Origin of the sequence: Pseudoalteromonas sp. SR41-7 (genome assembly GCF_014163935.1) — a bacterium.
Classification (GTDB): Bacteria; Pseudomonadota; Gammaproteobacteria; order Enterobacterales; family Alteromonadaceae; genus Pseudoalteromonas; species Pseudoalteromonas distincta.
This window is the reverse complement of record NZ_JACJEF010000002.1, coordinates 146,210-170,708: the sequence shown is the minus strand read 5'-3', so window position 1 is coordinate 170,708 and position 24,499 is coordinate 146,210. Positions and strand designations below refer to the sequence as shown.

At 38.6% G+C, this 24,499-nt stretch carries 22 protein-coding genes; 13 read left to right on the top strand and 9 right to left on the bottom strand.

Features of this window, described 5'->3' with window-relative positions; all coding sequences use genetic code 11:
• Positions 1-557 precede the first annotated feature (557 nt).
• Complete coding sequence (locus tag H5092_RS03485; RefSeq protein ID WP_182732905.1) at positions 558-1,061, top strand: hypothetical protein; 504 nt, start codon at positions 558-560, stop codon at positions 1,059-1,061.
• Positions 1,062-1,071: 10 nt separating this feature from the next.
• Here H5092_RS03485 and H5092_RS03480 read toward each other — a convergent pair whose 3' ends face one another.
• From H5092_RS03480 to ampD, 7 genes are all read right to left on the bottom strand, one after another.
• Entirely contained in the window at positions 1,072-1,752 is a 681-nt protein-coding gene (locus H5092_RS03480) for a tRNA-uridine aminocarboxypropyltransferase (protein ID WP_024594643.1), read from the bottom strand.
• 136 nt (positions 1,753-1,888) lie between these two features.
• Complete coding sequence (gene lpdA, locus H5092_RS03475; protein WP_182732904.1) at positions 1,889-3,313, bottom strand: dihydrolipoyl dehydrogenase; 1,425 nt, start codon at positions 3,311-3,313, stop codon at positions 1,889-1,891.
• 205 nt (positions 3,314-3,518) lie between these two features.
• Positions 3,519-5,435: a pyruvate dehydrogenase complex dihydrolipoyllysine-residue acetyltransferase gene (gene aceF / locus H5092_RS03470; protein WP_182732903.1), complete on the bottom strand. Its 1,917-nt coding sequence runs from the start codon at positions 5,433-5,435 to the stop codon at positions 3,519-3,521.
• A 10-nt stretch (positions 5,436-5,445) separates the two neighbouring features.
• Positions 5,446-8,112 (bottom strand): pyruvate dehydrogenase (acetyl-transferring), homodimeric type, encoded by a 2,667-nt coding sequence (gene aceE, locus H5092_RS03465; protein WP_002957763.1) that lies wholly within the window; start codon positions 8,110-8,112, stop codon positions 5,446-5,448.
• Between the two features lie 90 nt (positions 8,113-8,202).
• Positions 8,203-8,952 carry a pyruvate dehydrogenase complex transcriptional repressor PdhR gene (gene pdhR, locus H5092_RS03460; RefSeq protein WP_002957764.1) on the bottom strand — a complete coding sequence of 250 codons (750 nt, stop codon included), beginning with the start codon at positions 8,950-8,952 and terminating at the stop codon, positions 8,203-8,205.
• Positions 8,953-9,304: 352 nt separating this feature from the next.
• Positions 9,305-10,156: a beta-lactamase regulator AmpE gene (ampE, locus tag H5092_RS03455; protein WP_182671424.1), complete on the bottom strand. Its 852-nt coding sequence runs from the start codon at positions 10,154-10,156 to the stop codon at positions 9,305-9,307.
• Between the two features lie 13 nt (positions 10,157-10,169).
• The gene (ampD, locus tag H5092_RS03450) at positions 10,170-10,724 is read right to left on the bottom strand and encodes a 1,6-anhydro-N-acetylmuramyl-L-alanine amidase AmpD (protein WP_182732902.1); all 555 of its coding nucleotides are present in this window, start codon (positions 10,722-10,724) and stop codon (positions 10,170-10,172) included.
• A gap of 214 nt (positions 10,725-10,938) precedes the next feature.
• On the opposite strand from ampD, the gene nadC reads away from it, so the two are divergent.
• From nadC to yacG, 8 genes are all read left to right on the top strand, one after another.
• Positions 10,939-11,790 carry a carboxylating nicotinate-nucleotide diphosphorylase gene (gene nadC / locus H5092_RS03445; RefSeq protein ID WP_182193949.1) on the top strand — a complete coding sequence of 284 codons (852 nt, stop codon included), beginning with the start codon at positions 10,939-10,941 and terminating at the stop codon, positions 11,788-11,790.
• 483 nt (positions 11,791-12,273) lie between these two features.
• A complete protein-coding gene (locus H5092_RS03440) occupies positions 12,274-12,711 on the top strand; it encodes a pilin (RefSeq protein ID WP_182732901.1) in 438 nt (145 codons plus the stop codon).
• Between the two features lie 87 nt (positions 12,712-12,798).
• The gene (locus H5092_RS03435) at positions 12,799-14,121 is read left to right on the top strand and encodes an O-antigen ligase family protein (protein ID WP_310736001.1); all 1,323 of its coding nucleotides are present in this window, start codon (positions 12,799-12,801) and stop codon (positions 14,119-14,121) included.
• Between the two features lie 87 nt (positions 14,122-14,208).
• The gene (locus H5092_RS03430) at positions 14,209-15,438 is read left to right on the top strand and encodes a type II secretion system F family protein (protein WP_182715887.1); all 1,230 of its coding nucleotides are present in this window, start codon (positions 14,209-14,211) and stop codon (positions 15,436-15,438) included.
• A gap of 163 nt (positions 15,439-15,601) precedes the next feature.
• Positions 15,602-16,495 carry an A24 family peptidase gene (locus H5092_RS03425; RefSeq protein ID WP_182715886.1) on the top strand — a complete coding sequence of 298 codons (894 nt, stop codon included), beginning with the start codon at positions 15,602-15,604 and terminating at the stop codon, positions 16,493-16,495.
• A gap of 1 nt (position 16,496) precedes the next feature.
• On the top strand, positions 16,497-17,138 hold the full coding sequence (gene coaE, locus H5092_RS03420) for a dephospho-CoA kinase (protein WP_182715885.1): 642 nt from the start codon (positions 16,497-16,499) through the stop codon (positions 17,136-17,138).
• A gap of 126 nt (positions 17,139-17,264) precedes the next feature.
• Complete coding sequence (gene pilB / locus H5092_RS03415) at positions 17,265-18,941, top strand: type IV-A pilus assembly ATPase PilB (protein ID WP_002957773.1); 1,677 nt, start codon at positions 17,265-17,267, stop codon at positions 18,939-18,941.
• Positions 18,942-19,042: 101 nt separating this feature from the next.
• A complete protein-coding gene (gene yacG / locus H5092_RS03410; protein WP_024597564.1) occupies positions 19,043-19,273 on the top strand; it encodes a DNA gyrase inhibitor YacG in 231 nt (76 codons plus the stop codon).
• Positions 19,274-19,345: 72 nt separating this feature from the next.
• Here yacG and H5092_RS03405 read toward each other — a convergent pair whose 3' ends face one another.
• Positions 19,346-19,834: a periplasmic heavy metal sensor gene (locus H5092_RS03405; protein WP_182695579.1), complete on the bottom strand. Its 489-nt coding sequence runs from the start codon at positions 19,832-19,834 to the stop codon at positions 19,346-19,348.
• A 165-nt stretch (positions 19,835-19,999) separates the two neighbouring features.
• On the opposite strand from H5092_RS03405, the gene H5092_RS03400 reads away from it, so the two are divergent.
• The 3 genes from H5092_RS03400 to H5092_RS03390 are packed head-to-tail and all read left to right on the top strand — an operon-like array spanning position 20,000 to position 23,033.
• Positions 20,000-20,689: a response regulator gene (locus H5092_RS03400; RefSeq protein ID WP_024597563.1), complete on the top strand. Its 690-nt coding sequence runs from the start codon at positions 20,000-20,002 to the stop codon at positions 20,687-20,689.
• Positions 20,667-22,082, top strand: coding sequence for an ATP-binding protein (locus H5092_RS03395; protein ID WP_182732900.1), 1,416 nt, complete (start codon positions 20,667-20,669; stop codon positions 22,080-22,082). Before H5092_RS03400 ends, H5092_RS03395 begins: the two co-directional genes overlap by 23 nt.
• A gap of 3 nt (positions 22,083-22,085) precedes the next feature.
• The gene (locus H5092_RS03390) at positions 22,086-23,033 is read left to right on the top strand and encodes an alpha/beta fold hydrolase (protein ID WP_182732899.1); all 948 of its coding nucleotides are present in this window, start codon (positions 22,086-22,088) and stop codon (positions 23,031-23,033) included.
• On the opposite strand, the gene H5092_RS03385 is transcribed toward H5092_RS03390, so the two are convergent.
• Positions 22,996-23,859: a cation diffusion facilitator family transporter gene (locus H5092_RS03385; RefSeq protein WP_076914922.1), complete on the bottom strand. Its 864-nt coding sequence runs from the start codon at positions 23,857-23,859 to the stop codon at positions 22,996-22,998. The genes H5092_RS03390 and H5092_RS03385 overlap by 38 nt on opposite strands.
• A gap of 160 nt (positions 23,860-24,019) precedes the next feature.
• On the opposite strand from H5092_RS03385, the gene trmL reads away from it, so the two are divergent.
• Positions 24,020-24,484 carry a tRNA (uridine(34)/cytosine(34)/5-carboxymethylaminomethyluridine(34)-2'-O)-methyltransferase TrmL gene (gene trmL, locus H5092_RS03380; protein WP_182732898.1) on the top strand — a complete coding sequence of 155 codons (465 nt, stop codon included), beginning with the start codon at positions 24,020-24,022 and terminating at the stop codon, positions 24,482-24,484.
• Positions 24,485-24,499 lie beyond the last annotated feature (15 nt).

The following is a 24,499-nucleotide window of genomic DNA, read 5'->3' as shown; positions in this document are numbered from 1 at the left end:
GACAGGCTCAGGATGAGTATCACAACGCAATGTTGTAAAAAGGACAGCGTCAGGAAGATGCGAAAAGGATAATAACAAGGCTAAGTTGTTCAACAGGATGTTGAAGGAATAAATGGACAGGCCTTTAAGGCAACACAAGGGATTGGTTAAAACAAGGATACACTAGGAAGTGTAATTAAGGATTTGGTAATAGTATTTACCCTACAGGATGTTTAGGAATTAAAGGATACAGACCCGGACGGTCTACATTACATAGAACTAAAAAGTAATATAGTAATAAACATGGATTAGTGAAAATTGGAGTTGATTAAGTTCAATTGCAGGATGCAGAAAATTAGAAGATTCCGCAAGCGCGCCTAGAGATAGAGCGCGCTTTTCTTTGCCTAAAATTTGGGTGAGTAAAGCACTGAGCAACTATCACTAATCTTTACTGAGTAATATCGCGTCACAGCAAATCAATGCTAAGACCTTAAAATACTTTATTAATATTTTAAATTTCGCTAAATTTTTTATTAATTGCGCCGATAACTAAATAACGCAAGGATCATAAATACTCAATGGATATGAATTTTAAAACATCTCAAAGTAATACCTTTTTATGTAAAGTATCAGACGCAAGTACAGCAAAACCAATTGGTGTATTTAGTGCCCAAACCCCCAGCGAAAATCCCTATAAAGCTTTATTTAACCCCAAAGGTTATAACTTTTTAAATATGCCAATGAGTGAGTTTAAAAATATACTTAACGAAATTATTCAGTTAGAACGCGACATTCGTATTAGCAAGTGGGGTGAGGGTGCTCGACCTGATGAGTTTAGTTATCAACTTAATAGAATAGCAGACGCAATTGCAACGACTCAATTTAATGTTAACTGCTACTTTTTAAAACGAGTTGAAGAAGCAAAAGAAATGATTGGTGAAGACTGTATCTCGTTTATTCAAGTGCATAATAGTATAAGTCAATTGTATAATACTGTTTTACAATTAACATCTGAAGAAGGCTTCAGAGCAATTCAAAATAAAGCACTTGCTCACTTAAAAAATCAGCAAGCATTTGCTTAACTTCGTAAAATTAACCTTCTAGCGGTCGGCCTTTATTGCGCTTACCCAATAAATACGCATCACGAAACTTAATAAAATGCTGCTCTAATTTTGTCGATGCATCCATTTCGCCCGCAAGTGCTAATACCATAATAGCCACTTCAGCAGTGCCTAGTTGATGCGCATGAGGGGCTACACGTAATCGGTAATCAGATAGTTTATCAGCAGTAACAGAAAGTACAGGCAAGTTATCTAAATAAGGGCTTTTGCGAATCATTTTTTTAGCTTCGCGCCACGTACCATCTAAGAATATAAATAGCGGCTTTTTACCTGATTCAATACTCACTTCTGTAATGGCTCTGCCCTCTTCTACATCTTCAGCAGGAAAGACGACCATAGGCTGATACTGCGAATCATTTATTAAAGCTAAAAGAGCGGGGTTAGGATCTGTTCTATCCCATCTAAATGCGTGGTTATCTGGCACTATTTCAGCAATTAAACGCCCTGTATTAGAAGGTTTAAAGCTTTCATTATGATACATCAGTAAGCACACAGCGGCCTTACAATCTGCATGCTCAACACCTTTGCAAATACAGTAGTGCTTAGCAATCAGGCATTGTTCACAGCGATCTAATTTACCGCCTCGAGCATTAAACTCTCGACGAGATTCACTTATTTGTTGAGCGCGTAATGCTAAAACTGAGTTTTTCACTGTATTTACCTTCAATTAATTAAGCGCGCATTGTAACGACTTCTTGTTATTTAATCTTATATTTATCTAAGTTAAAAATAGACATAAAAAAACCCAACCGAAGTTGGGTTTTTTAAGCAAATACTAAGAAGTTAAATTACTTCTTTTTAGCTGCTTTTTTGTTTGGTAAATCAGTGATTGAACCTTCAAAAATTTCAGCTGCAAGGCCGATTGATTCATTCAATGTTGGGTGAGCATGAATTGTAAGCGCTAAGTCTTCACCATCAGCACCCATTTCAATACCTAAACCGATTTCGCCAAGCATTTCGCCCGCGTTAATACCGATCATAGCACCACCGATTATACGGCCACTTTCTTTATCAAAGATAAGTTTAGTAGAACCTTCAGTACGAGCAGATGCAATTGCACGACCAGATGCTGCCCACGGGAATACCGCAGTTTCAACTTTTAAGCCTTGCTCTTTTGCTTCTTTCTCAGTAACACCTACCCAAGCGATTTCTGGGTCTGTGTACGCTATTGAAGGAATACATTTAGGGTCGAAGAAATGCTTCTGACCAGAAATAACTTCTGCAGCAACATGACCTTCATGAACCGCTTTATGCGCAAGCATAGGCTGTCCAACTAAGTCACCAATTGCAAAAATATGGCTTACGTTAGTACGTAATTGCTTATCAACATTAATAAAGCCACGCTCATCAACGTTTACGCCCGCTTTTTCAGCATCAAGTAAGTTACCGTTTGGAGTACGGCCAACTGCAACAAGTACTTTGTCGTAACGTACTGGCTCTGCTGGTGCGTTTTTACCTTCAAACGTTACGTATAAGCCGTCTTTTTTAGCTTCAACACCAACAACTTTAGTTGAAAGCATTACGTTGAATTTTTTGCTTACGTATTTTTGGTAAATTTTGATAATGTCTTTATCAGCTGCTGGTACTAATTGATCAGCAAATTCTACAACATCAATTGCAGAACCTAGCGCACGGTAAACCGTACCCATTTCAAGACCGATAATACCACCACCAAGTACAAGTAGTTTTTCTGGTACGTCTTTAAGTTCTAATGCACCAGTTGAATCAATTACACGGTCATCTTCTGGGATGAAAGGTAAGTTAACTGGTTTAGAACCTGCTGCAATAATCGCGTTATCAAACGTGATAGTTGTAGCGCTGTCTGCGCCTTCAACTACTAAAGTATTGCTGCCAGTGAATTTGCCGTATCCAGATACAACTTTCACTTTACGCATTTTGGCCATGCCTTCTAGTCCACCAGTTAACTGGCCAACTACAGAATCTTTCCAAGTACGAACTTGGTCAAGATCGATTTTTGGTGCGCCAAAAGTAACACCGTGAGATGACATTTCTGCTGCGTCATCAATCACTTTAGCTACGTGTAAAAGTGCTTTAGAAGGAATACAACCAACATTAAGACATACGCCACCTAATGTTTCGCGAGATTCTACTAATGTAACTTCTAAGCCCAAGTCAGCAGCACGGAAAGCCGCAGAATAACCACCAGGACCACCGCCTAGTACAACAACTTGAGTTTTTAATTCGTTGCTCATGCTTTTACCTTAATTGTTTGAACGGGACACTGCCCTAAAATTTAACTGCCATGTTTCTGCAAGGCAGAAAGAGTGAGCAGCGCACAAAGTGATGCAATTCGTACAAAGATTGTATCATTGCAAATGGTAAAAATCCCAGCTAAAAACAACTGGCTGGGATTTGATTCTATTTATTTTATTGCGTATACCAATTTTACTAAACTGGTTACATCACCAACTGGCGAATATCGCTCATGTAACTTGCAAGAGTCACAGTAAAGCGTGCAGCTAATGCTCCGTCAATAACCCTATGGTCGTATGACATAGACAGGGGAACCATTAGTTTTGGTTCAAACTCTTTGCCATTCCATTTAGGTTTCATTTCAGATTTAGATACACCTAAAATAGCAACTTCTGGCGCATTAACAATCGGCGTAAATGCCGTACCGCCGATACCGCCAAGGCTAGAGATAGTAAAACAGCCACCTTGCATATCAGACGATGTAAGCTTACCGTCACGTGCTTTAACAGATACTTCCATTAGTTCACGTGATAATTCAATAATGCCTTTTTTATCAACATCTTTAAACACTGGCACTACTAAACCATTTGGCGTATCAACAGCAACACCAATGTTAATGTACTTCTTAAGAATTAAACTTTCGCCGTCGCTAGACAGTGAAGAGTTAAATGTTGGGAAGTCTGCAAGTGCTTTAGCCGCTGCTTTCATCACAAACACAAGTGGTGTGATTTTAACGCCAAGCTTTTTCTTCTCGCTAAGTGCATTTTGCTCTTTACGGAATACTTCAAGACTTGTGATATCAGCTTCATCAAACTGTGTAACATGTGGGATTTGTACCCAGTTACGGTGTAAGTTTTTACCTGATAGCTTTTGAATGCGAGACAGTTTTTTCTCTTCAATTTCGCCAAATTTAGCAAAATCTACTTTAGGCCATGGAATAAGACCAAGCTCACTACCACCTGCGCTACTACCTGCAGATAATTGACCAGATTCAACTTGCTTAACTAAGTTTTTAACGTAGTTTTGCACGTCTTCTTTAACTATACGGGCTTTGCGACCAGTGCCTTTAACGTTAGCTAGGTTAATACCAAACTCACGCGCTAAACGGCGAACAACGGGTGATGCATGAGCATACGCGCTGTTTTCTGTGAAGCTTTCATTACTTGCTTTTGCAGGTGCCGCTTGAGCCGGTGCTGACTCTGTTTTAGCCGCTGCTGCAGGTGCTGATTTTTCAGCTGGTGCAGATGCCGCTGGCGCACTGCCTGCAACTTCAAATACAAAAATTAATGAACCAGTCGATACTTTATCGCCAGCGGCTACTTTAATTTCTTTAACTGTACCTGCAAATGGAGCTGGAACTTCCATTGCAGCTTTGTCGCCTTCAACGTTTAAGATTGATTGATCTTCTGAAACCTCGTCGCCAACGGCAACCATAATTTCAGTTACTTCAACTTCATCGCCACCAATATCAGGCACATTAACTTCTTTAGTGCTTGGTGCCGAACTTGCTGTTGAGCTCTCAGCTGGCGCTTTTACAGGAGCCGACTCTTTAGCCGGTGCTGCAGATTCACTTCCTGCTACTTCAAAAACAAACACTAACGAGCCTGTTTTAACTGTGTCGCCAGCGGCTACTTTAATTTCTTTAACTGTACCGGCAAATGGAGCTGGAACTTCCATTGCTGCCTTGTCGCCTTCCACGTTTAAGATAGATTGCTCTTCTTCAACAGTGTCACCAACAGCAACCATGATTTCAGTTACTTCAACTTCATCATCGCCAATATCTGGTACGGTTACTTCTTTAATTGAAGAACCTGTAGAAGCAGCTGGTGCTGCCTCTTCAGATTTAGCTGGAGCAGCGGCTGATGTATTTTTCTCATCAGTGCCTTCACTCTCGCCTTCAAACAAAAATACTAAAGAGCCTGTTGTAACGGTGTCGCCAACGTTAACTTTAATCTCTTTTACAGTCCCCGCTTGAGAAGCAGGTATTTCCATTGATGCTTTGTCGCCTTCAACATTTAGTAATGATTGGTCAACATCTACTTTATCGCCAACGCTTACTAATATTTCGGTTACTTCTACTTCATCGTCACCAATATCAGGTACTTTAATTTCAATACTCATTGCAAACCTCTTATGCGTACAGTGGGTTAAGTTTGTTAGTGTCGATGTTGAACTTTTTAAGTGCTTCAACAACTACTGACTTCTCAACTTCACCGCGTTTAGCAAGTTCAGATAACGTAGCAACAACAACGTAGCTTGCGTTAACTTCAAAGTGACGACGTAGGTTTTCACGGCTATCAGAACGACCGTAACCATCTGTACCTAACACTTTGTAGTTGCTGCTTGGAATGAATGAACGCGCTTGTTCTGCGTAGTTTTTCATGTAATCCGTTGCTGCAACAGTCACAGAGTCGTTTAATACGCTTGTGATAAATGCTGTTTTTTGCTCGCTTTCAGGATTAAGCATGTTGAAACGCTCAACATCTTGACCATCACGCGTTAGCTCATTGAAAGATGTTACTGAGTAAACATCTGATGCAATACCATATTCTTCGCTTAGGATTGAAGCAGCTTTGCGCACTTCAGTCATAATAGTACCTGAGCTTAATAGCTGTACGTTGGCTTTTTTACCTTCGTAACTTTCAAGCTTGTAAATACCTTTACGAATACCTTCTTCAGCGCCTTCTGGCATAGCTGGCTGATGGTAGTTTTCGTTCATAAGCGTTAGGTAGTAGTAAATATTTTCTTGGTCGTCACCGTACATACGACGAATACCGTCTTGTACAATAACTGCAACTTCAAACGCGTAAGTTGGGTCATAAGAAACACAGTTAGGGACCGTGTTTGCAAGAATGTGGCTGTGACCATCTTCGTGTTGTAAGCCTTCACCATTTAGCGTTGTACGACCCGCTGTAGCACCTAATAAGAAACCACGTGCTTGTTGATCGCCCGCCATCCATGCCATGTCGCCAACACGTTGGAAACCAAACATAGAGTAGTAAATGTAGAATGGGATCATTGGTAAATCGTTAGTGCTGTATGAAGTTGCAGCAGCAACCCATGACGACATTGCACCTAACTCATTGATACCTTCTTGCAATACTTGACCTGAAGTTGCTTCTTTATAGTAAGAAACAATATCACGATCCTGTGGCGTGTAGTTTTGGCCATGCGGGTTATAAATACCGATTTGACGGAATAAACCTTCCATACCAAATGTACGCGCTTCATCTGCAATAATTGGTACGATATTTTTACCAATGCCTTTATCTTTTAATAAGATATTAAGTGCACGAACAAAGCCCATAGTAGTAGATATATCACGCTTTTGCTCTTCAAGTAGTGGCTTAAATGCATCTACTTCTGGCAACGTAAGTTTTTCACTAAAACGTGGAATACGCTTAGGTGTGTAACCTTTAAGCTCATCACGACGCGCATGTAGGTACTTGTACTCAGGTGAACCTTCTTCAAGCTCTAGGTATGGTAATTCTTTTAATTGCTCTTCAGATACTAAGTCATCAAGACCAAGGCGTGAACGTAAATGTGCAACATGCGACATGTCCATTTTTTTCACTTGGTGCGCAATGTTTTTACCTTCAGCGGCTTCACCCATCCCGTAACCTTTTACAGTTTTAGCAAGAATTACAGTTGGACGACCTTTTGTCTCTTCTGCTTTTTTAAATGCAGCAAATAGTTTTGATGGCTCATGACCACCACGCTTAAGCGCAAAAATTTCATCATCTGTCATATCTGCAACAAGGGCAGCTGTTTCAGGGTAGCGACCAAAGAAATGCTCACGCACGTATGCGCCATCTTTAGCTTTGTATGTTTGGTAATCGCCATCAATTGTTTCGTTCATCAATTGTAGTAATTTACCTGTTGTGTCTTTAGCAAGCAGAATATCCCAACCGCTGCCCCACACTAGTTTAATTACGTTCCAGCCAGCGCCTTTAAACAAGCCTTCTAACTCTTGAATAATTTTACCGTTACCCATAACTGGGCCGTCTAAACGCTGTAAGTTACAGTTAATTAAATAACAAAGATTATCTAGTTTTTCACGTGCAGCGAAAGAAATAGCACCACGTGATTCCGGCTCATCCATTTCACCGTCACCTAAAAACGCATATACACGTTGGTTTTTAGTGTCTTTTAAGCCACGACCATCTAAGTATTTTAAGAAGCGTGCTTGATAAATTGATGAAATAGGACCTAAGCCCATTGATACCGTAGGGAACTGCCAAAACTCAGGCATTAACTTAGGGTGTGGGTACGATGGTAAGCCTTCGCCATCAACTTCTTGGCGGAAGTTATCTAGTTGCGCAGCCGATAAACGACCTTCAACAAATGCTCGTGCATAAATACCTGGAGAAATATGACCTTGGTAATAAACTAAGTCACCACCGTCTACATCATTTGGTGCTTTAAAGAAGTGGTTAAAACACACTTCATAAAAAGCAGCAGATGATTGGTAAGACGCCATATGGCCGCCTAAGTCGAGATCTTTTTTAGATGCACGTAGAACGATCATAATCGCGTTCCAACGTATAATTGAACGAATACGACGTTCAAGATTTACATCACCTGGGTAAGCAGGTTCTTGATCTACAGGAATAGTATTAACGTAGTTCGTGGTAATACCCGTTGGCATATCAACGCCGTCTAAACGGGCTTGCTCTAATACTTGCTCAAGTAAAAACTGAGCTCGTTCAACACCTTCTTCGCGCACAACTGATTCAAGAGCTTGTAACCACTCTTGTGTTTCTAGCGCGTCTACGTCAATTTTATTGACTTCAGACATATGGAGGTTTCCTTATGTTTAAAATACGAATATTGTTAATTTAATATCACAGCTACTTAATTTGTGTGTTCAAAGTAGTTATGTACTAACTTAATTTTGTTTAGTGCGTCTTAAACTACGTTCAATTCGCGAATGTTCTTTGCCTGCTTCAAGTAGTGCTTCTTCGATAAATGCTAAGTGCGCATTACTTGCTAAACGGGCTTGTTCTGGATTACCGTCAATAACGGCATCCATTAATAAACGCCTGTGTTGGGCTAACTGACTGCTAATATCTGACTTTTTTAATAGAACAGTTAAATTTTGCAATACATTTTGCTCAAGCAGCGCTTTCATACCTCTAACTAAATGCAGTAACACCACATTGTGCGAGGCTTCTGCCACGCTAAAGTGAAATGCATTAATTGCTTTTGCTTTTTGCTGTAAATCATCATTAACTAAGGCAATTTCATCAAAGCTTTGTTTTACTTTGCTAAAATCGTTGCTGGTCCCGCGCAGTGCTGCGTAGTAAGCAGCAATCCCTTCTAATGCATGACGAAATTCAAGTAAATCAAACTGCGACTCAGGGTGTTTACTAATCAAATCAAAAAGTGGATCAGTAAGCCCTTCTTCGAGCTGATTTTTTACAAACGTGCCGCCACCTTGGCGACGCGTAACTAAACCTTTAGCTTCTAATTTTTGAATTGCCTCACGCAGTGACGGGCGAGACACTTCAAATTGCTTTGCTAGTTCACGCTCTGGTGGCAACTTTTCACCTGGTGCTAACGAGCCTTCAAGAATCATATTCTCAAGTTGCTGTAAAATAACATCAGATAATTTTGCCGCTTTAATCTTTAAAGACATGAATCAACGTCCGCGTTGTATAAATACCAAGAGCCCATAAAACGGGGCTTTAAGTAGTATGATTTACCCAAAAGGTAAATTGGTCATACCAAAAATTTTCAATACGGTATCAAAAACACTATTAGCTGTCAATTTACAGGTAGTTTGAGCAATTAAAGTAGCGTAACGCATTTTGAACGAAGATCAAACAATGCGCAATTTACAAAAATTGTTATAACGTATTTGGGATGAAAACAATTGGTCTGACCAGAATGAATTAGAATATTAGCTCTATTTTATTGTACTTAAAAACTGCAGGAAGAGATTAAAGCACCTTACATTGCATAAGGTACTTTATTAAAAAAGTATTAACTTAAGACAGCCCACCAAATAATGTAAGCAACGCTATAAGTACTAAGTAAAATAATACATTACGCTTAACAAGCTTAATCATACACGTGGCTTCGTAGGTACAGCCGTAATAACGCTTTTCAACTTGCTCTGCAGCAAGTGCAGTACATGTTACTACTTCGCGATTTGGAGACTTAAAGTTAAGCACGTAACGTAGCCAACAACTTGTGCCTTTATTAAAGTTACCTATTACTAAATAGCCAAAGCTGGTGATGCGTGCAGGCAACCAGTCAAGCCAGAACAGTAGTTTATGTATAAGTTTAAAACGCTTAGCAAATATTACTTTATGATCTTCTCGTACTAAATCAGCTAAAGTACGTACCAGTGCATATAAAACCGCGCCTGGCGCACCTAAAACAACAAACCAAAAAATCACCGCACAGTAAAATCTAAAGTTTACCCATGCCAATGTTTGCCCAAAGGTTTCGCCACCATCTTGATCATCAGTACGCTTTTGACCTATTTGCAGCGCATATAAAGATGCAGCAGTACCATCATCTCGCGTTAAGGCATTTAAGTAAGACTTATATAAAGCACGCTGCTTGGCACAACCAAAGCAAACCAAAAGCACAGCAATATTAATAGCTAACTGCCATAGTACAAAATCAGATAAACAATAAATAAACGCTATTGCTATTACTGGAAGTAACAGCCAAATTAAAAAGCCCGGAGCAGAACTAAATAAGCCTTTGTCACCTAGTAGCTTATTAGAGCGATTTAAATAACCATTTGTGTAATAGCTTATCTGCCAGTAATTAGACCGAGCCCCTAAACGCTCCAGTATTAATGCAATTATTATAGAAACTAAAATCATGGGAATAACTCTCTTAACTTAGTTGTTCAAGCATATTAAAAAACAATGGCCAATTAAAGCTACTGCCAGGATCGGTTTTACGTCCTGGGGCAATATCGCAATGCCCAACAATACGCGAAGGGGTAATTTTTGGATAGCGTTGTATTATAGATTTACTAAGTGTAGTTAATACTTCGTATTGCGCTAAAGAGTATGGCGTAGTGTCGGTACCTTCAAGCTCAATACCTATACTAAAGTTATTACATGCGCTTTGCCCTTCATATTCAGATTGCCCGGCATGCCACGCGCGTTTATTAAATGGCACATATTGAATAATCTCGCCAGTACGTTTTATAAAACAGTGCGCTGACACTCTAAGCCCATTTAAATCACAAAAACTGGGGTGCGCATTACAGTCAATCTCACCCATAAACAGTGCATCAACGTATTCGGTGCCAAATTGCCCAGCCGGCAAGGAAATATTATGAATTACCAACAGCGAAATATCGGTATTTTCAGGGCGCTCATCAAAATGCGTACAGGGCCGCTGCGTTATATTAGCGGCAACTCCGCTTGAATCTATCTGCATTATTTTAATACCACGGTATACATAAACTTGATGCTAAAGGATTTATATAAAGAATGATAGCCATTGCGGTTAGCTAACATTCAGCTAGTAGCATTACTTTTAGTAGCCATGCTATATATGTAGGTGTAATAACCCCTGCTCATTTAAAAGCGCTTCTATTAGTTATTTAAACATAGTAAAATTTGCCTAATTTATTAACGCTTATGAGCATTCCATGTCTATTTCGCACACTCTTATTACTCAGCTTGTTACTCTTGCACTTGACGAAGATTTAAATTATCAAACAGCACAAGAAGGCGATATTACCGCGCAATTGATCCCTCAAAATGAGCAAGCAAACGCCAAAGTAATCACCCGCGAAGACTGTATTTTTTGCGGAAAAGACATCATCCTTGAAGTATTTAAACAAGTAGACCCAAGCGTTAAGGTTAATGTACTTATTAATGATGGCGACGCAGTTAAAGCAAACAGCACATTATTTACAGCCACTGGTTCAGCGCGTTCAATATTAACTGCCGAGCGAACTGCACTTAACTTTGTGCAAACGTTATCGGGCACAGCCACTACTACAGCACATTATGTAAAAGAGCTAAGCGGCACAACAACGCAACTACTCGATACACGCAAAACCATACCAGGCCTTAGAGCACTTCAAAAATACGCAGTAAAATGTGGCGGCGGTGCAAATCATCGTATTGGTTTATTTGACGCATTTTTAATTAAAGAAAATCATATAGCGGCTTGTGGCACAATAAACAAAGCCGTTGCTCAAGCTAAACAAAATCACCCAAACAAACCTGTCGAAGTAGAAGTAGAGTCCCTCCCTGAACTTAAGCAAGCAATTGAAGCTGGCGCCGACATAATTATGCTAGACAACTTTAGCGTAGAGCAAATTAAGCAAGCTGTAATTTTAACCAATAAGCGCGCAAAACTAGAGGTTTCAGGCAATATGACCCTAGAAACGCTCAAAACTTATTCACAAGCAGGTGTCGATTTTATATCAAGCGGGGCATTAACAAAAAACTTACAATCAATCGATTTATCGATGCGTTTTGAACAATTTTAAAGCAATAATGGGTAATTAATACCGCTAATTAATTGACAAGTTAAGTAAAAAAGCATTAAATAGCCCAAAAGGCTTACTTTGTAACAAATTGTTAAATAAAATCGCTTTTTTATAAGAAGATACGTGCTAAATACTAAAATAAAATGGTAGACTAATTCTGTTGTACTATTTTATTTAAAAAGGTAGTCATAAATAACTAGTACCTTTAGTTTTTAAAGACATAATTAAAAACTAAAGCAACTAAACTACTTACTTTATGCCTATACTATTTGTTGCTACAACATGTAGTGCATTTAGTAAACTTTTATAATTAGTACTAAACATAATGAATTCACATTCGGCTTTTGTGTTTCATACTCTAAAGCTAAAGTGTAATAAAATTAATTTTAAGTAAAACTGTAAAGTAAATCAGTTAAATTAAGTGAGGCATTTTGCCGCTTAAGTGATTTAAGTTACAAAAATCTATCCTTTAGGAGAGGAAACATGAAAACAATGACTCAAAAACAACAGGGTTTCACCCTAATTGAATTAATGATTGTAGTAGCAATCATCGGTATTCTTGCTGCAATTGCATTGCCTGCATATTCAAATTACCAAGCATCATCAAAATTAACAGCTGGTTTAGCAGAAATCACTGGAGCTAAAACTGAAATGGAAATTTTAGCAAATAATGGTGAAGATGTTGCTGATGTTGACGCTATAAAAGCAATTAAAAATGCATCTACTCAAAACTGTACAATTGAAGCGGAAATGACTGATGGTGAAGGCACGATATCTTGCTCAATATTAAATGCTCCATCACAAATAACTGATGCGGTATTAACTTGGAGTAGAAATGCTACTGGAGCTTGGACTTGTGCAACAACCGGTTTGTCTGGGGATGCTACTGACTTAGCACCTAAAAGCTGTCCACATTCATAACATGTTAGTTTTATTTTAAAAAGCGCCTCTTTGGCGCTTTTTTATTAAACTTCTAAAAAAACGGGTTACAACCAGAGAAGAATCTCAGTGAAATTTTCTATCGTTATTTTCTTTTTGTTTGCTTTCACTCCTTTTTTCTCTACCTACTCTTATGACTACCATAACCATCAAAGAATTATTCAGATAATTTTCTTAATCAGTACATATCTTCTCATTTTTTATATTTTTATATTCAATAAGAAGCCCATTTTCAAGCTTCCAATAAATATAAAAAATGCAGTCTTATTTTTGTTTTTCATATTTTTTGGTTGCTTATCTTCATCTATGAGTATGGAGCAAAGTTTTAGTTTGCTGTACACGTTTCATATAAGCTCACTTATTTTAACTATGTATTACGTAAGTACCATAAATGACAAAAGGTCTATTTTATTTATTATTTATGCATTATTGATAGCTCATACGAGCTTAATTTTAATATGCCTACTCAATATAATTTTTACACTTTCTGAGCAGCAACCTTTAAATCCATACATAATTTACTCAGGCTTTATTAATATTCGCTTTTTTAATCAAGTACAGGTATTTATTCTTCCATTTTTAGTGTTACTCCTAAAATTTAAAAGCATTCAGCGCATTGTATTTATTATTTTGTTTTTAAACCTATTATTAATATTTATTGGCCAAGCTCGTGGGGCTTTACTCTCATTTTTAGCCATCTCTATTTTTGCTCTCGCTTTAAAAACCACACTAAAAAAACAAGTACTTATTGGATTAGTCTGCCTTGCTTTAAGCTGTATTACTTTTTATGCTCTGGATTCATTAAATAAAGGGGGGGCCGAAATACTACGCACATCCTCCTCAGGCCGAATTGATTTATGGTTTAATACTCTTTCTAATCTATCTTTAAAGCATTTATTTATCGGCAATGGTCCTGGAGTGTTTGAAATGTCACTTGGCAGTTCAGCTCCTTTTAGTCACCCTCATAATTCGGTAATTGAAATTTTAAATGAGTGGGGACTAATCGCCCTTATATGTATTTTAACAGTTGTTTTTACTACCTTTAGAAAAGCGATTACACATTTAAAGCAACATAAAAAAGATATCATTACTGAAAGCCTCTTTTACTCTTTTGCTATAGGTATTACATACTCACTATTTTCTGGTGTGCATGTAATGCCGGTTTCGCAAACACTCTTATTTATAATGTGGGGGTTGCTACTTGGTAGAGTTGATAAAAAAAGAGGCCAAAGCATTTCAATAAATAAAGACTTAAAAGCTTTAGTAACCATTTTATTTGTTTTTGCATGGTACCTTTACTTACAAAAAGCGATAAGCATATATAATAATATTGACCCAGATAAGGGCTATATTTATGGACCTAGATTTTGGTCCGTAGGACAGCGATTTTAAAGCGCTTCAACTTTTCTACCAAGAATCATTTGTTTAAGTTATGCTTGTAATAATGAAGTTTAAACCAAATTCAGCTGGGTACCCTTAATGGCAAAAAAACAACAAGATAAAGGCATCGATACTTTTCAGTGGGTAGGCGTTAGTGCACGAGGGAAGAAACTTGAAGGTGAGCTTACAGGTAATAGTATTGCACTAGTAAAAGCTCAGCTTCGAAAGCAAGGTATCACTCCCTCAAAAGTGAAGCGTAAAGCAAAACCACTGTTTGGTATTCAAAGTGTTCAAAAGGTAACCCCTAAAGATATAGCACTACTTACTCGCCAAATTGCGACTATGTTGATGGCGGGCGTTCCTTTAATACAGGCCATTGAAATGATTGGCTCTGGCTCGACCAATAAAAGTGTAGCCAAATTAATGGAGACTATTGCTGATGAAGTAAAAGCGGGTCAACCGTTATCTACAGCACTTAGAAAACACCCACGTTATTTTGATGATTTATATTGCGACCTTGTAGCCTCTGGCGAGCAATCTGGTGCACTTGATAAAATATTTGACCGAGTTGCTTTATATAAAGAAAAGTCCGAAGCGCTAAAATCAAAAATTAAAAAAGCGATGTTCTATCCTATTTCAGTATTAGTAATTGCCGGCATTGTAACCTCAATACTATTAATATTTGTAGTGCCGCAGTTTCAAGATATATTTGCAGGTTTTGGGGCAGAGCTTCCTGCATTCACTTTGTTTGTTATTGGCATATCAGACTTTATGCAAGCATATTGGTGGATGATACTAATCGCTATTGTAGCTTTTGGATACGCTTTTAAAGAAGCCAAGCTTAGAAGTTTAAAACTCAGAGATGCAACCGACCGAGCTATACTTAAACTGCCTGTTATTGGCATGATTTTAAATAAAGCAGCAGTTGCTCGCTATGCACGAACTCTTTCGACTACATTTGCTGCAGGTGTGCCGCTGGTTGATGCGCTTGACTCTGCCGCAGGCGCTTCAGGTAATGCTGTTTATCGTTACGCTATTTTAGATATCAAAGTAGAAGTGAGCTCAGGTAATCAGATGAACTGGGCAATGCGTAACTCAAAAATATTTCCTGATATGGTAATACAAATGGTTGCGATTGGTGAAGAATCTGGCTCACTAGACGGCATGCTTGCTAAAGTAGCGACTATTTACGAGCAAGAAGTTGATGATGCAGTAGATGGCCTTTCAAGCCTACTTGAGCCACTTATTATGGCCGTACTGGGTGTACTTGTTGGTGGCTTGATTGTTGCGATGTACTTGCCTATTTTCCAACTTGGCTCTGTTATTTAATTACTAAAAATAACAATTTACAGAAAATAAAAGAGGGGCTTACTTTTTGGTAAGGCATAGCTATTAATGTCTTCTCATTTACTCTCTTTTATTTCTCTTTGTGATAATAATTTCACTTAATTTTTAGACACTTAATCTTTTAGAACAGTTTTCAGGTAACATAATGCAAAGTATTATTGAAGTAATGCAAAGCCAGTTGTGGTTTTATTTAACCACTATTGGCTTAATTAGTTTATGTATTGGTAGTTTTTTAAATGTGGTTATTTATCGCTTACCGTTGATGATGCAACGTGAGTGGCAAAGCGAATGCCGCATATTGCTAGATGATGAGCTTACAGCTAATAAATCTAAACAAGCCAATATCAATAAGCCTTTTAACTTAGTAAAACCCAACTCTACCTGCCCTAAATGCAAAACAGCCATTAAGCCTTGGCAGAATATTCCTATTATTAGTTGGTTAATACTTAAAGGTAAATGCGCAAGCTGCAGTAATCCTATTTCGGCCCGATACCCTGCTGTAGAGCTAATTACTGCCCTATTAAGTTTAATTGTTGCCTATAGCTTTGGTGCTACCGAGCAAGCTTTATTATATATTTTTGTAACGTGGATTTTAGTAGCACTGACCTTTATTGATATTGACCACATGCTGCTGCCAGATCAACTTACACTTCCGCTTGTTTGGCTTGCACTTATTACCTCGGTAATGGGTTACACAATTACACCAACCGATGCCATTATTGGTGCGGCTTGTGGTTATTTAAGTCTATGGAGCGTGTTTTGGCTATTTAAGTTATTAACCGGTAAAGAAGGCATGGGTTATGGCGATTTTAAGTTGCTTGCTGTATTTGGGGCGTTACTTGGCTGGCAGTCATTGCTTACTATTATTCTGCTTTCGAGCGTAGTAGGTGCCATTATAGGTATTGCGCTGTTGAGCATACAAGGTAAAGACAAAGCGACCCCTATCCCTTTTGGCCCTTATTTAGCGATAGCAGGCTGGATCACTATGCTTTGGGGCAACCAAATTCAAGGCGCTTATTTTAATTTAATAGGTTATTAAAATGAGTGAGCAAATAACTAAAGTAAACAGCTGGGTATTAGGCTTAACAGGCGGTATTGGCTGTGGTAAAACGGCCATCAGTAACATGTTTGTAGAGCTTGGGATTACAATAGTTGATGCCGATATAATTGCACGTGAAGTCGTACTCCCAAATAGCAAAGGGCTAAAAGCGATTACAGCACACTTTGGCAAAGATATTTTATTGCCTGATGGCACATTAAATAGAGCAGAATTGCGCGCAAAAATATTCACTAACAACAGTGACAAAGAATGGCTTAATGCGTTGCTACACCCTCTTATTCGGATAAAAATACTAAACGATTTAAATAATGCAACTAGCCCTTATGTTGTTTTAGTAGCGCCTTTATTGTTTGAAAACAACCTTGATAAATATTGCGACCATACCTTACTTATTGACGTACCAACCTCTGTACAAGTAGCGCGTACAGCAAAACGTGACAACACAAGTAGTGAGCAAGTTAAAAGTATTATTGCCTCGCAAATGTCACGTGCCGATAAACAGCAAAAAGCGGATGATATTTTAAATAACGTCCGTAGTTTAAACCTAGTGCATATAGAACTTGTTGATCTTCATAAAAAGTACCTACAATATGCATTACACAACAAAACTAACTCACATTAACACTGTCCTAACTCACACAAACTCGTATTTTAGTTAGTAAAATCACAACAAAGAATGAAAGGTGATGTAATCACCTTCTTTTTTCTGATAAATTGCTTACTATTGAAGGAATAAAACAGGTGCGCAATGAATATTAACTCACCGTTATTGAGAAAATTTATAACCCTTGGCCGCATTGATGCCGACACGGTTAAAAACAAACAAAATGAATTTGCCTCAACAGCTGAGCTTATTTCTAAATGTGGAAAAATCGATAGTAAAGATTTAGCTGAACAATGCATTGATTTGTTTCGCGTACCTTATTTTGATTTAAAAGACTTTGATCCTACAAGAATCCCGGCCGATCTCGTAAAAGAAAAACTTATACGTAAACATCATATTTTGCCGCTTGTTCAAAAAGATCGAAAAGTTTATATAGCAGCATCAGACCCAACAGATTACGGCGCATTCGAAAACTTTGAGTTTAGTACCGGTCTTTCATGCGAAATTGTTGTTGTTGATTATATTCAACTCGATAACAAAATTGAGCAGTTGCTAGATGCCACTGGCAGCTTAAATCTAACTGATGACGAGTTTCAAGAATTTGCTGATTTAGACTCAGAAAGCCAAAGAGATACAGCACCACAAGATGACGATAAAGATGATGCGCCTATCATCGTATATATCAACAAAATTTTAATGGATGCCATTAAAAAAGGCGCCTCTGATTTACATTTTGAACCGTATGAGCACAAGTACCGTATTCGCTTTCGTATTGATGGCATTTTGCATGAAGTGGCAAGCCCACCTAATACATTAGCAACCAAGCTTTCTGCGCGTATTAAAGTAATGTCGCGACTCGATATTGCCGAAAAACGCAAACCACAAGATGGTCGTATAAAGCTAAAAATTACTGAACGCAAAAGTATCGACTTTCGTGTAAGTACCATGCCTACCTTGTGGGGCGAAAAAATAGTAATGCGTATCCTTGATTCATCAAGCGCTATGTTAGGCATTGATGTATTAGGCTATGAGCCTGAGCAGAAAAAGCTCTACATGGACGCGCTTGCCCAGCCTCAAGGGATGATACTTGTAACAGGGCCAACGGGTTCTGGTAAAACAGTATCGCTATACACAGGTTTAAATATACTAAACCAACCTGAGCGTAATATTAGTACTGCGGAAGATCCGGTTGAGATTAACCTTGAAGGTGTAAACCAAGTACAAATAAATATTAAAGCCGACATGACTTTTGCCAACGCACTGCGCGCATTTTTACGTCAAGATCCTGATGTAGTTATGGTAGGTGAAATACGTGACTTAGAGACCGCAGAAATATCAATAAAAGCGGCGCAAACAGGTCACTTGGTTTTATCAACATTGCATACAAACTCAGCGCCGGAAACAATCACTCGTTTATTAAATATGGGTGTACCTGCTTATAACGTAGCAAGTTCGATTAGCTTAATAATAGCCCAGCGTTTAGCACGTCGCTTGTGCCCTAAATGTAAAACGCCAGAACAACTTCCGAGTGAAGAACTTGCTCGCCAAGGATTTAGTGCCGAGCAAATTGAAGAAATGACGTTATATATGCCTAAAGGGTGTGATAGCTGTACTGATGGTTACAAAGGGCGTGTGGGTATTTACGAAGTAATGCAAATTACTCCTGAAATTGCCCAAATTATTATGCGCGGTGGAAATTCGCTTGAAATAGCAGAGGTATCACTTAAAGCCGGTTTTAATAATTTACGTTTATCGGGTTTACGCAAAGCAGCCGATGGCCTTACATCCCTTGGTGAAATAAACCGCGTAACCAATTTTTAAAGTCCCACAGTAAAAGATAAGGCTCTAAGCTCAGAGCCTTATAGCTAGAGACTCATATCTAAGTAATGTAATATGCACCAAAAATTTGTAGAGAGTAATTTATGCCTACTGTTGTAAACTGCCCAACCTGTAAAACTAAAGTTGAATGGTCAGAGCAAAGCCCATTTCGCCCTTTTTGCTCAAAGCGCTGCCAACTAATTGATTTAGGTGAATGGTCGTTCGAAAATAATAAAATTTCTGCACCAATCACCTCGGCACAAGAGTTTAGCCAAGACATGATAGAAGATATTGAGGCAATGATGGCTAAAAATGAAGATGACTTTTTTAAATAATTTATCTTCATAATGCCCTAAATACAAAAACCAGCATTACGCTGGTTTTTTAGTATTTACAAAAAAGTAAAATTAACTTTTTTGTTTACGGTGCTTTTTATTCATACGCTTTTGCATTTTAGCAAACTTCTCTTTTTGCTCAGCGTTAAGCACTTGCATTACTTGGTGTTGTGTTTTTAGTTTAATTAAACCAAATTGCTCACCTTTTTCGCGGCGTTCATTTAATAGCTCTTTTGCTGCATTTTCGTCAAATGTCGCAGCCGAAAGTAATGCATCCATTTTTGCTTTGTGCGCTTCACGCATCGCTTTACGGGCTTCTTTATCGTCGCCACGCAGAGCTTTCATTTGTGTTTTTTGCGCTTCAAAAATAGCCTTTAGCTTAGTTTGCTGCTCATCTGTTAGGTTTAATTTTTCAACGCCGCGCTCAGAAAGTAAAAAACGAGCTTGAGAATGGCCTTGCTTATGTCCGTCGCCTTTAGCTAACACGCTACCAGCACCAAGCGTTGCTGTTGCTAAGCCACAGATAAGTACTAATTTTGAAAGTGTGTTTAATTTAGTCATAATCATTACCTTAATATTGGGTTGGTTGTGGCTGCTAAGCCAGTGAGTTAACTATACCTAACTCAACGCAAAGTAACGCAAAGCAGTGTAAAGGTTGTGTAAAGATTCACCTTTGCACTATTTAGCGGGTAAAATAACGCTATAAACAACTCTAAGGGTTTGTAAATGAGACTATTAATGATTGATGACGACACTGGCCTTTGTGAGCTATTAAGTGAATATTTAACTGTCCAAGGCTTTGAAATACAAAGCGTACACGACGGTGAACAAGGCCTTAAACTAGCACAAGCAAATGACTACGCCCTTATATTGCTAGATGTAATGTTACCAACGCTTGATGGTTTTGAAGTACTTAAACAACTTAGGCAAACAAAACTCACACCGGTAATAATGCTTACAGCAAAAGGTGAAGACTTTGACCGTATTTTTGGTCTAGAGCTAGGCGCTGACGATTACATTCCAAAGCCTTTTAATCATCGTGAATTACTAGCCCGCGTAAAAGCGATAACTCGCCGTATAGAGCACATTAATAGTTTAAATATAGCTACAACGAGTAAGTTACTCGTTAATGGCATTACTGTTAACCTTGCAGCTCGAGAAGCCTCAATAGACGGCTCTACACTAACGCTTACTGGTACAGAGTACGAAATACTCACGCTATTGTGTAAAAATGCAGGTGAAGTGGTTAGTAAAGAGCAAATTAGTGAAGAAGTACTAGGTAGGCGTTTAGCTTCTTTTGATCGCTCTATCGATATGCATGTAAGTAATATCCGCAAAAAAATAGCAGAGCATATTCCAGGTGAGCGAATTAAAACAATGAGAGGTACGGGTTATGTCTTTATCCAAGGCGAATAAAAGCACTTACTTTGCTTGGTTAAAACACCCTGGGCACTACCTGTTTTTTAAAATATTTATTTGGTTTTGGTTAACTATAATCGGCACCGTTGCAGCGCTTATATTTTTAAGTAACATTACCGCTATTAACGCGGTAACTAACGAGCCGCTTTATGGCCCTATGAAAAAAAACTTAATATATACCGCCAAAAGTATTGAGCGCACTGCTATTAAACATAAGCGCAGCCTAGGCGATGTATTAGTACACCCTCGCCTATCAAAGCGTAAACTTTTATACTTAAGCGCAGCTCAAAGCGAAGACTCCCTTAGTAGTAAAGAGGTGCCAGAGAGCATCGACTTAAGTTTATTAAACTTTACTCAAAATATGTCACCACAAATTATTTTTACTGAAAAATATCAAGCCTTCGGCCCTGTTAATATAAACGTGCCTGAAGGGAGTTTTTATCTTTATGAAATAGATATTAACCATCAACCGCCGCTATTAATGCGCTTTAAGCTTATGCCTAATTGGATGAAAATAGTCATCGCAATTGTTGCCTCTCTTATTTTAAGCTTTGTATTTAGCCGTAACTTAATAGCCCCTATAAATAGTCTTAAAAAAGCAGCTATTAAACTATCAGCGGGCAACCTAAGCGCAAGAGCCGACATTCCTGTAAACCGAAAAGATGAGCTGGGAATACTTGGGCGAGACTTTAACAGTATGGCCAATCAGTTAGAGCTTTTAATTAGTTCACAAAAACGCTTATTAGCCGACATATCACATGAGTTACGCTCGCCCCTTACGCGTTTAAAAATGGCTACCGGTCTTGCGCAAATGCAAGCTAACGACGCTAGCCAATCGTATTTATTACGCATAGAAAAAGAAGCAAACCAACTTGATAAGATGATTGCAGACGTGCTGCAAGTTTCTCGCTTAGAAGCAAAAAGCCAAGCGCTTTCACTGCAAAAACAATCATTACAAATAATTGTAGATCACGTTATTAACGATGCGCAGTTTGAAGCAAAACAAAATAATAAGCAGCTAAATATAGTGGGCGCTGTAGAGGTAAATATTAATTGCGACGAAACACTTATTGCCAGTGCGCTTGAAAACCTACTTCGTAACGCTATTAAATACGCAAACAATACAATTAGCATTACTCTAAAGCACACAGATGCCATTTATATAGAAATATGTGATGATGGCTCTGGTGTGCCCGATGATCAACTGAGCAAGCTTTGTGAGCCCTTTTTTAGGCAATCAGATGCGCGGGATCGCGTAAGTGGTGGTACGGGTTTAGGGCTGGCGATTGCTAAAAATGCTATTACTGCGCATGGTGGCAGTTTAGTATTATCAAATAAAGAACTAGGTGGCTTGTGTGCTAATATAACCTTGCCATTAATAAAAGAGTAAAGCATGTTTTATAGTTCAGAAGCCCAGCTTGAGAGCAATCAAGAGGCCATTAATGTTTTTTATACTTCAAATTTAATTAAAAGCTACTTAGATACGCCATCAGGAAAGCTATATTACGCATACGCAATCCCTAAAAACGCGACAACCGCAATAGTAGTAAGTACAGGGCGTATTGAAGGCCTAGAAAAATATAAAGAACTACTCTGGGAGCTGTATTGTAATAATTTTGCTGTGTTTATTATGGATCATCAAGGTCAGGGCCGCTCTTACAGGCACCTTAAAAATAAACATAAAGGCTTTGTAAAACATTATAATAACTACAGCAGTGACCTAAATAACTTTGATCAGCAAATAGTTTCAAAACATTGGCAAGGTAAAAAAGTCATGCTGGCTCATTCAATGGGTGGCGCCATTGCTATTGATTATTTAGCAAAATTTGAAAATAGCTATAAAGGCGTGTTTTTGTCTGCTCCTATGTTTGATATTTTTACAAAAGACGTACCCAAAATACCAACGAAGTTTATTGTTAAATTAGCCACTTTACTTGGTTTACATTCTTGCTATGCATTTGGACAAGGCAACTACAACCCGATCCCATTTACCGAAAACGTACTTACTAGCAGCGAGAAGCGTTACACCTACTTTAGGCAAACCTATAAATTAGAACCTAACATACAATTAGGTGGCGTTACGTTTGGCTGGCTAGCAGCTACAATATCGTTTTTAAAGTCTGTTGATAACCTAAACGTACCAATCCCTTTGTTTATAGCAAGTGCAGCTAGCGATACAGTGGTAAACAACGAAGCACAGTACAGTATTGCAAAAAGGCATGCTCATGCAACGATTGAGAGTTTTGAAGGCGCTAAACACGAGCTACTTTTTGAACGTGACGAAATTCGAAAGCCGCTATTAACTAACTTTTATCAATTTTGTGAGTCGGTGACGGCTTAACAAGTACTGACAAAGGGTCGAGGTGGATCAGTATATCTACCTCAGACTCAAAACGTTCTTTGAGCATTGCCTCTACTTCATCAGCCACATTGTGCGCGCGAATCAAGCTTAAATGATCATCAAGCTCTAAGTGCATTTGAATAAACTTAACTTTTCCGCCTTGGCGAGTACGAATATCATGCACGCCATGCACATCAGCATGGGCTCTGGCTATGTCAAATATGCTTTGTTTTTCATCATCAGGTAGCTCTTTATCCATTAAATGATCGGCACTATCGCGAGCTATATCCCAGCTGTTATAAAGTAAGTAACCCGCTACACCTATTGCAAAAATAGGATCTGCATACAACACGCCATAATAAGCTAACAAAATAGCTAACAGCACAGCAGCGTTTAATATTAAATCGCCTTTGTAATGTACTGAGTCGGCTTTTATAGCAATTGAATCGGTATACTTAACCACTTTGTTTTGTACAAATACAATGACGAGCGTACACGCAATAGCAAAAATACTTACCCACACACCTAATAAAGAATGGCTTAACTGTATAGGGTTAAATAATCGCTCAATACCATGAAAAGCAAGTAGGCAACCTGATCCAGCAATAAATGCGGCTTGGCCAAGTCCTGCAAGTGCTTCAGCTTTTCCGTGTCCAAATCTATGGTCATCATCTGCTGGGCGCAGTGCGTAACCCAACACTAAAAAGCTCATAGCGGTGGCAGTAATATCCATTAACGAATCAGTTAACGAGCCAAGCATTGAAGCCGAGCCAGAAGCCAGCCAGGCCCATGTTTTTGCGCCGATCATTAAGCTAACCATGACCATGGTAACAATGCTGGAAGTTTTAACCCAAAATTCGTAGCTACGGTTATGCACGCGTGTATCCATTAATCACTGTATTGAATGTGTTGAGTATATCATTTTTTTAAAAGGTTTCGTGTATACTGCCCTTCGTCAAACTACAGATTATTTTATAAGGCTCATTATGCTGGATATTGTTTTATACCAACCTGAAATACCGCCTAACACAGGTAATATTATTCGCCTATGTGCCAATACTGGCTATGCATTACATTTAATTGAGCCATTAGGTTTTGAATGGGACGATAAACGCGTGAAACGTGCGGGCCTTGATTACCATGAATTTAGCCATGTTCAACGCCATGCCTCTTTTGAGGACTACTTTGAAAAATGCAAACCTAAAAAAGTGTATGCCTGTACAACTAAAGGCAGTCAGTTTCATCATGAAGCAAGTTACGAAGCTGGCGACTGCTTGGTATTTGGTCCTGAAACACGCGGCCTGCCTGATGAAATGATTCAAGCATTACCAAACGATCAGCGTGTACGTATTCCTATGCAAGCAAATAGCCGTAGTATGAACCTTTCAAATGCAGTCGCCGTGTTTGTTTACGAGTCGTGGCGTCAGTTGGGCTTCCCTAACGCCCAGTAAATATAATCCGTTAGG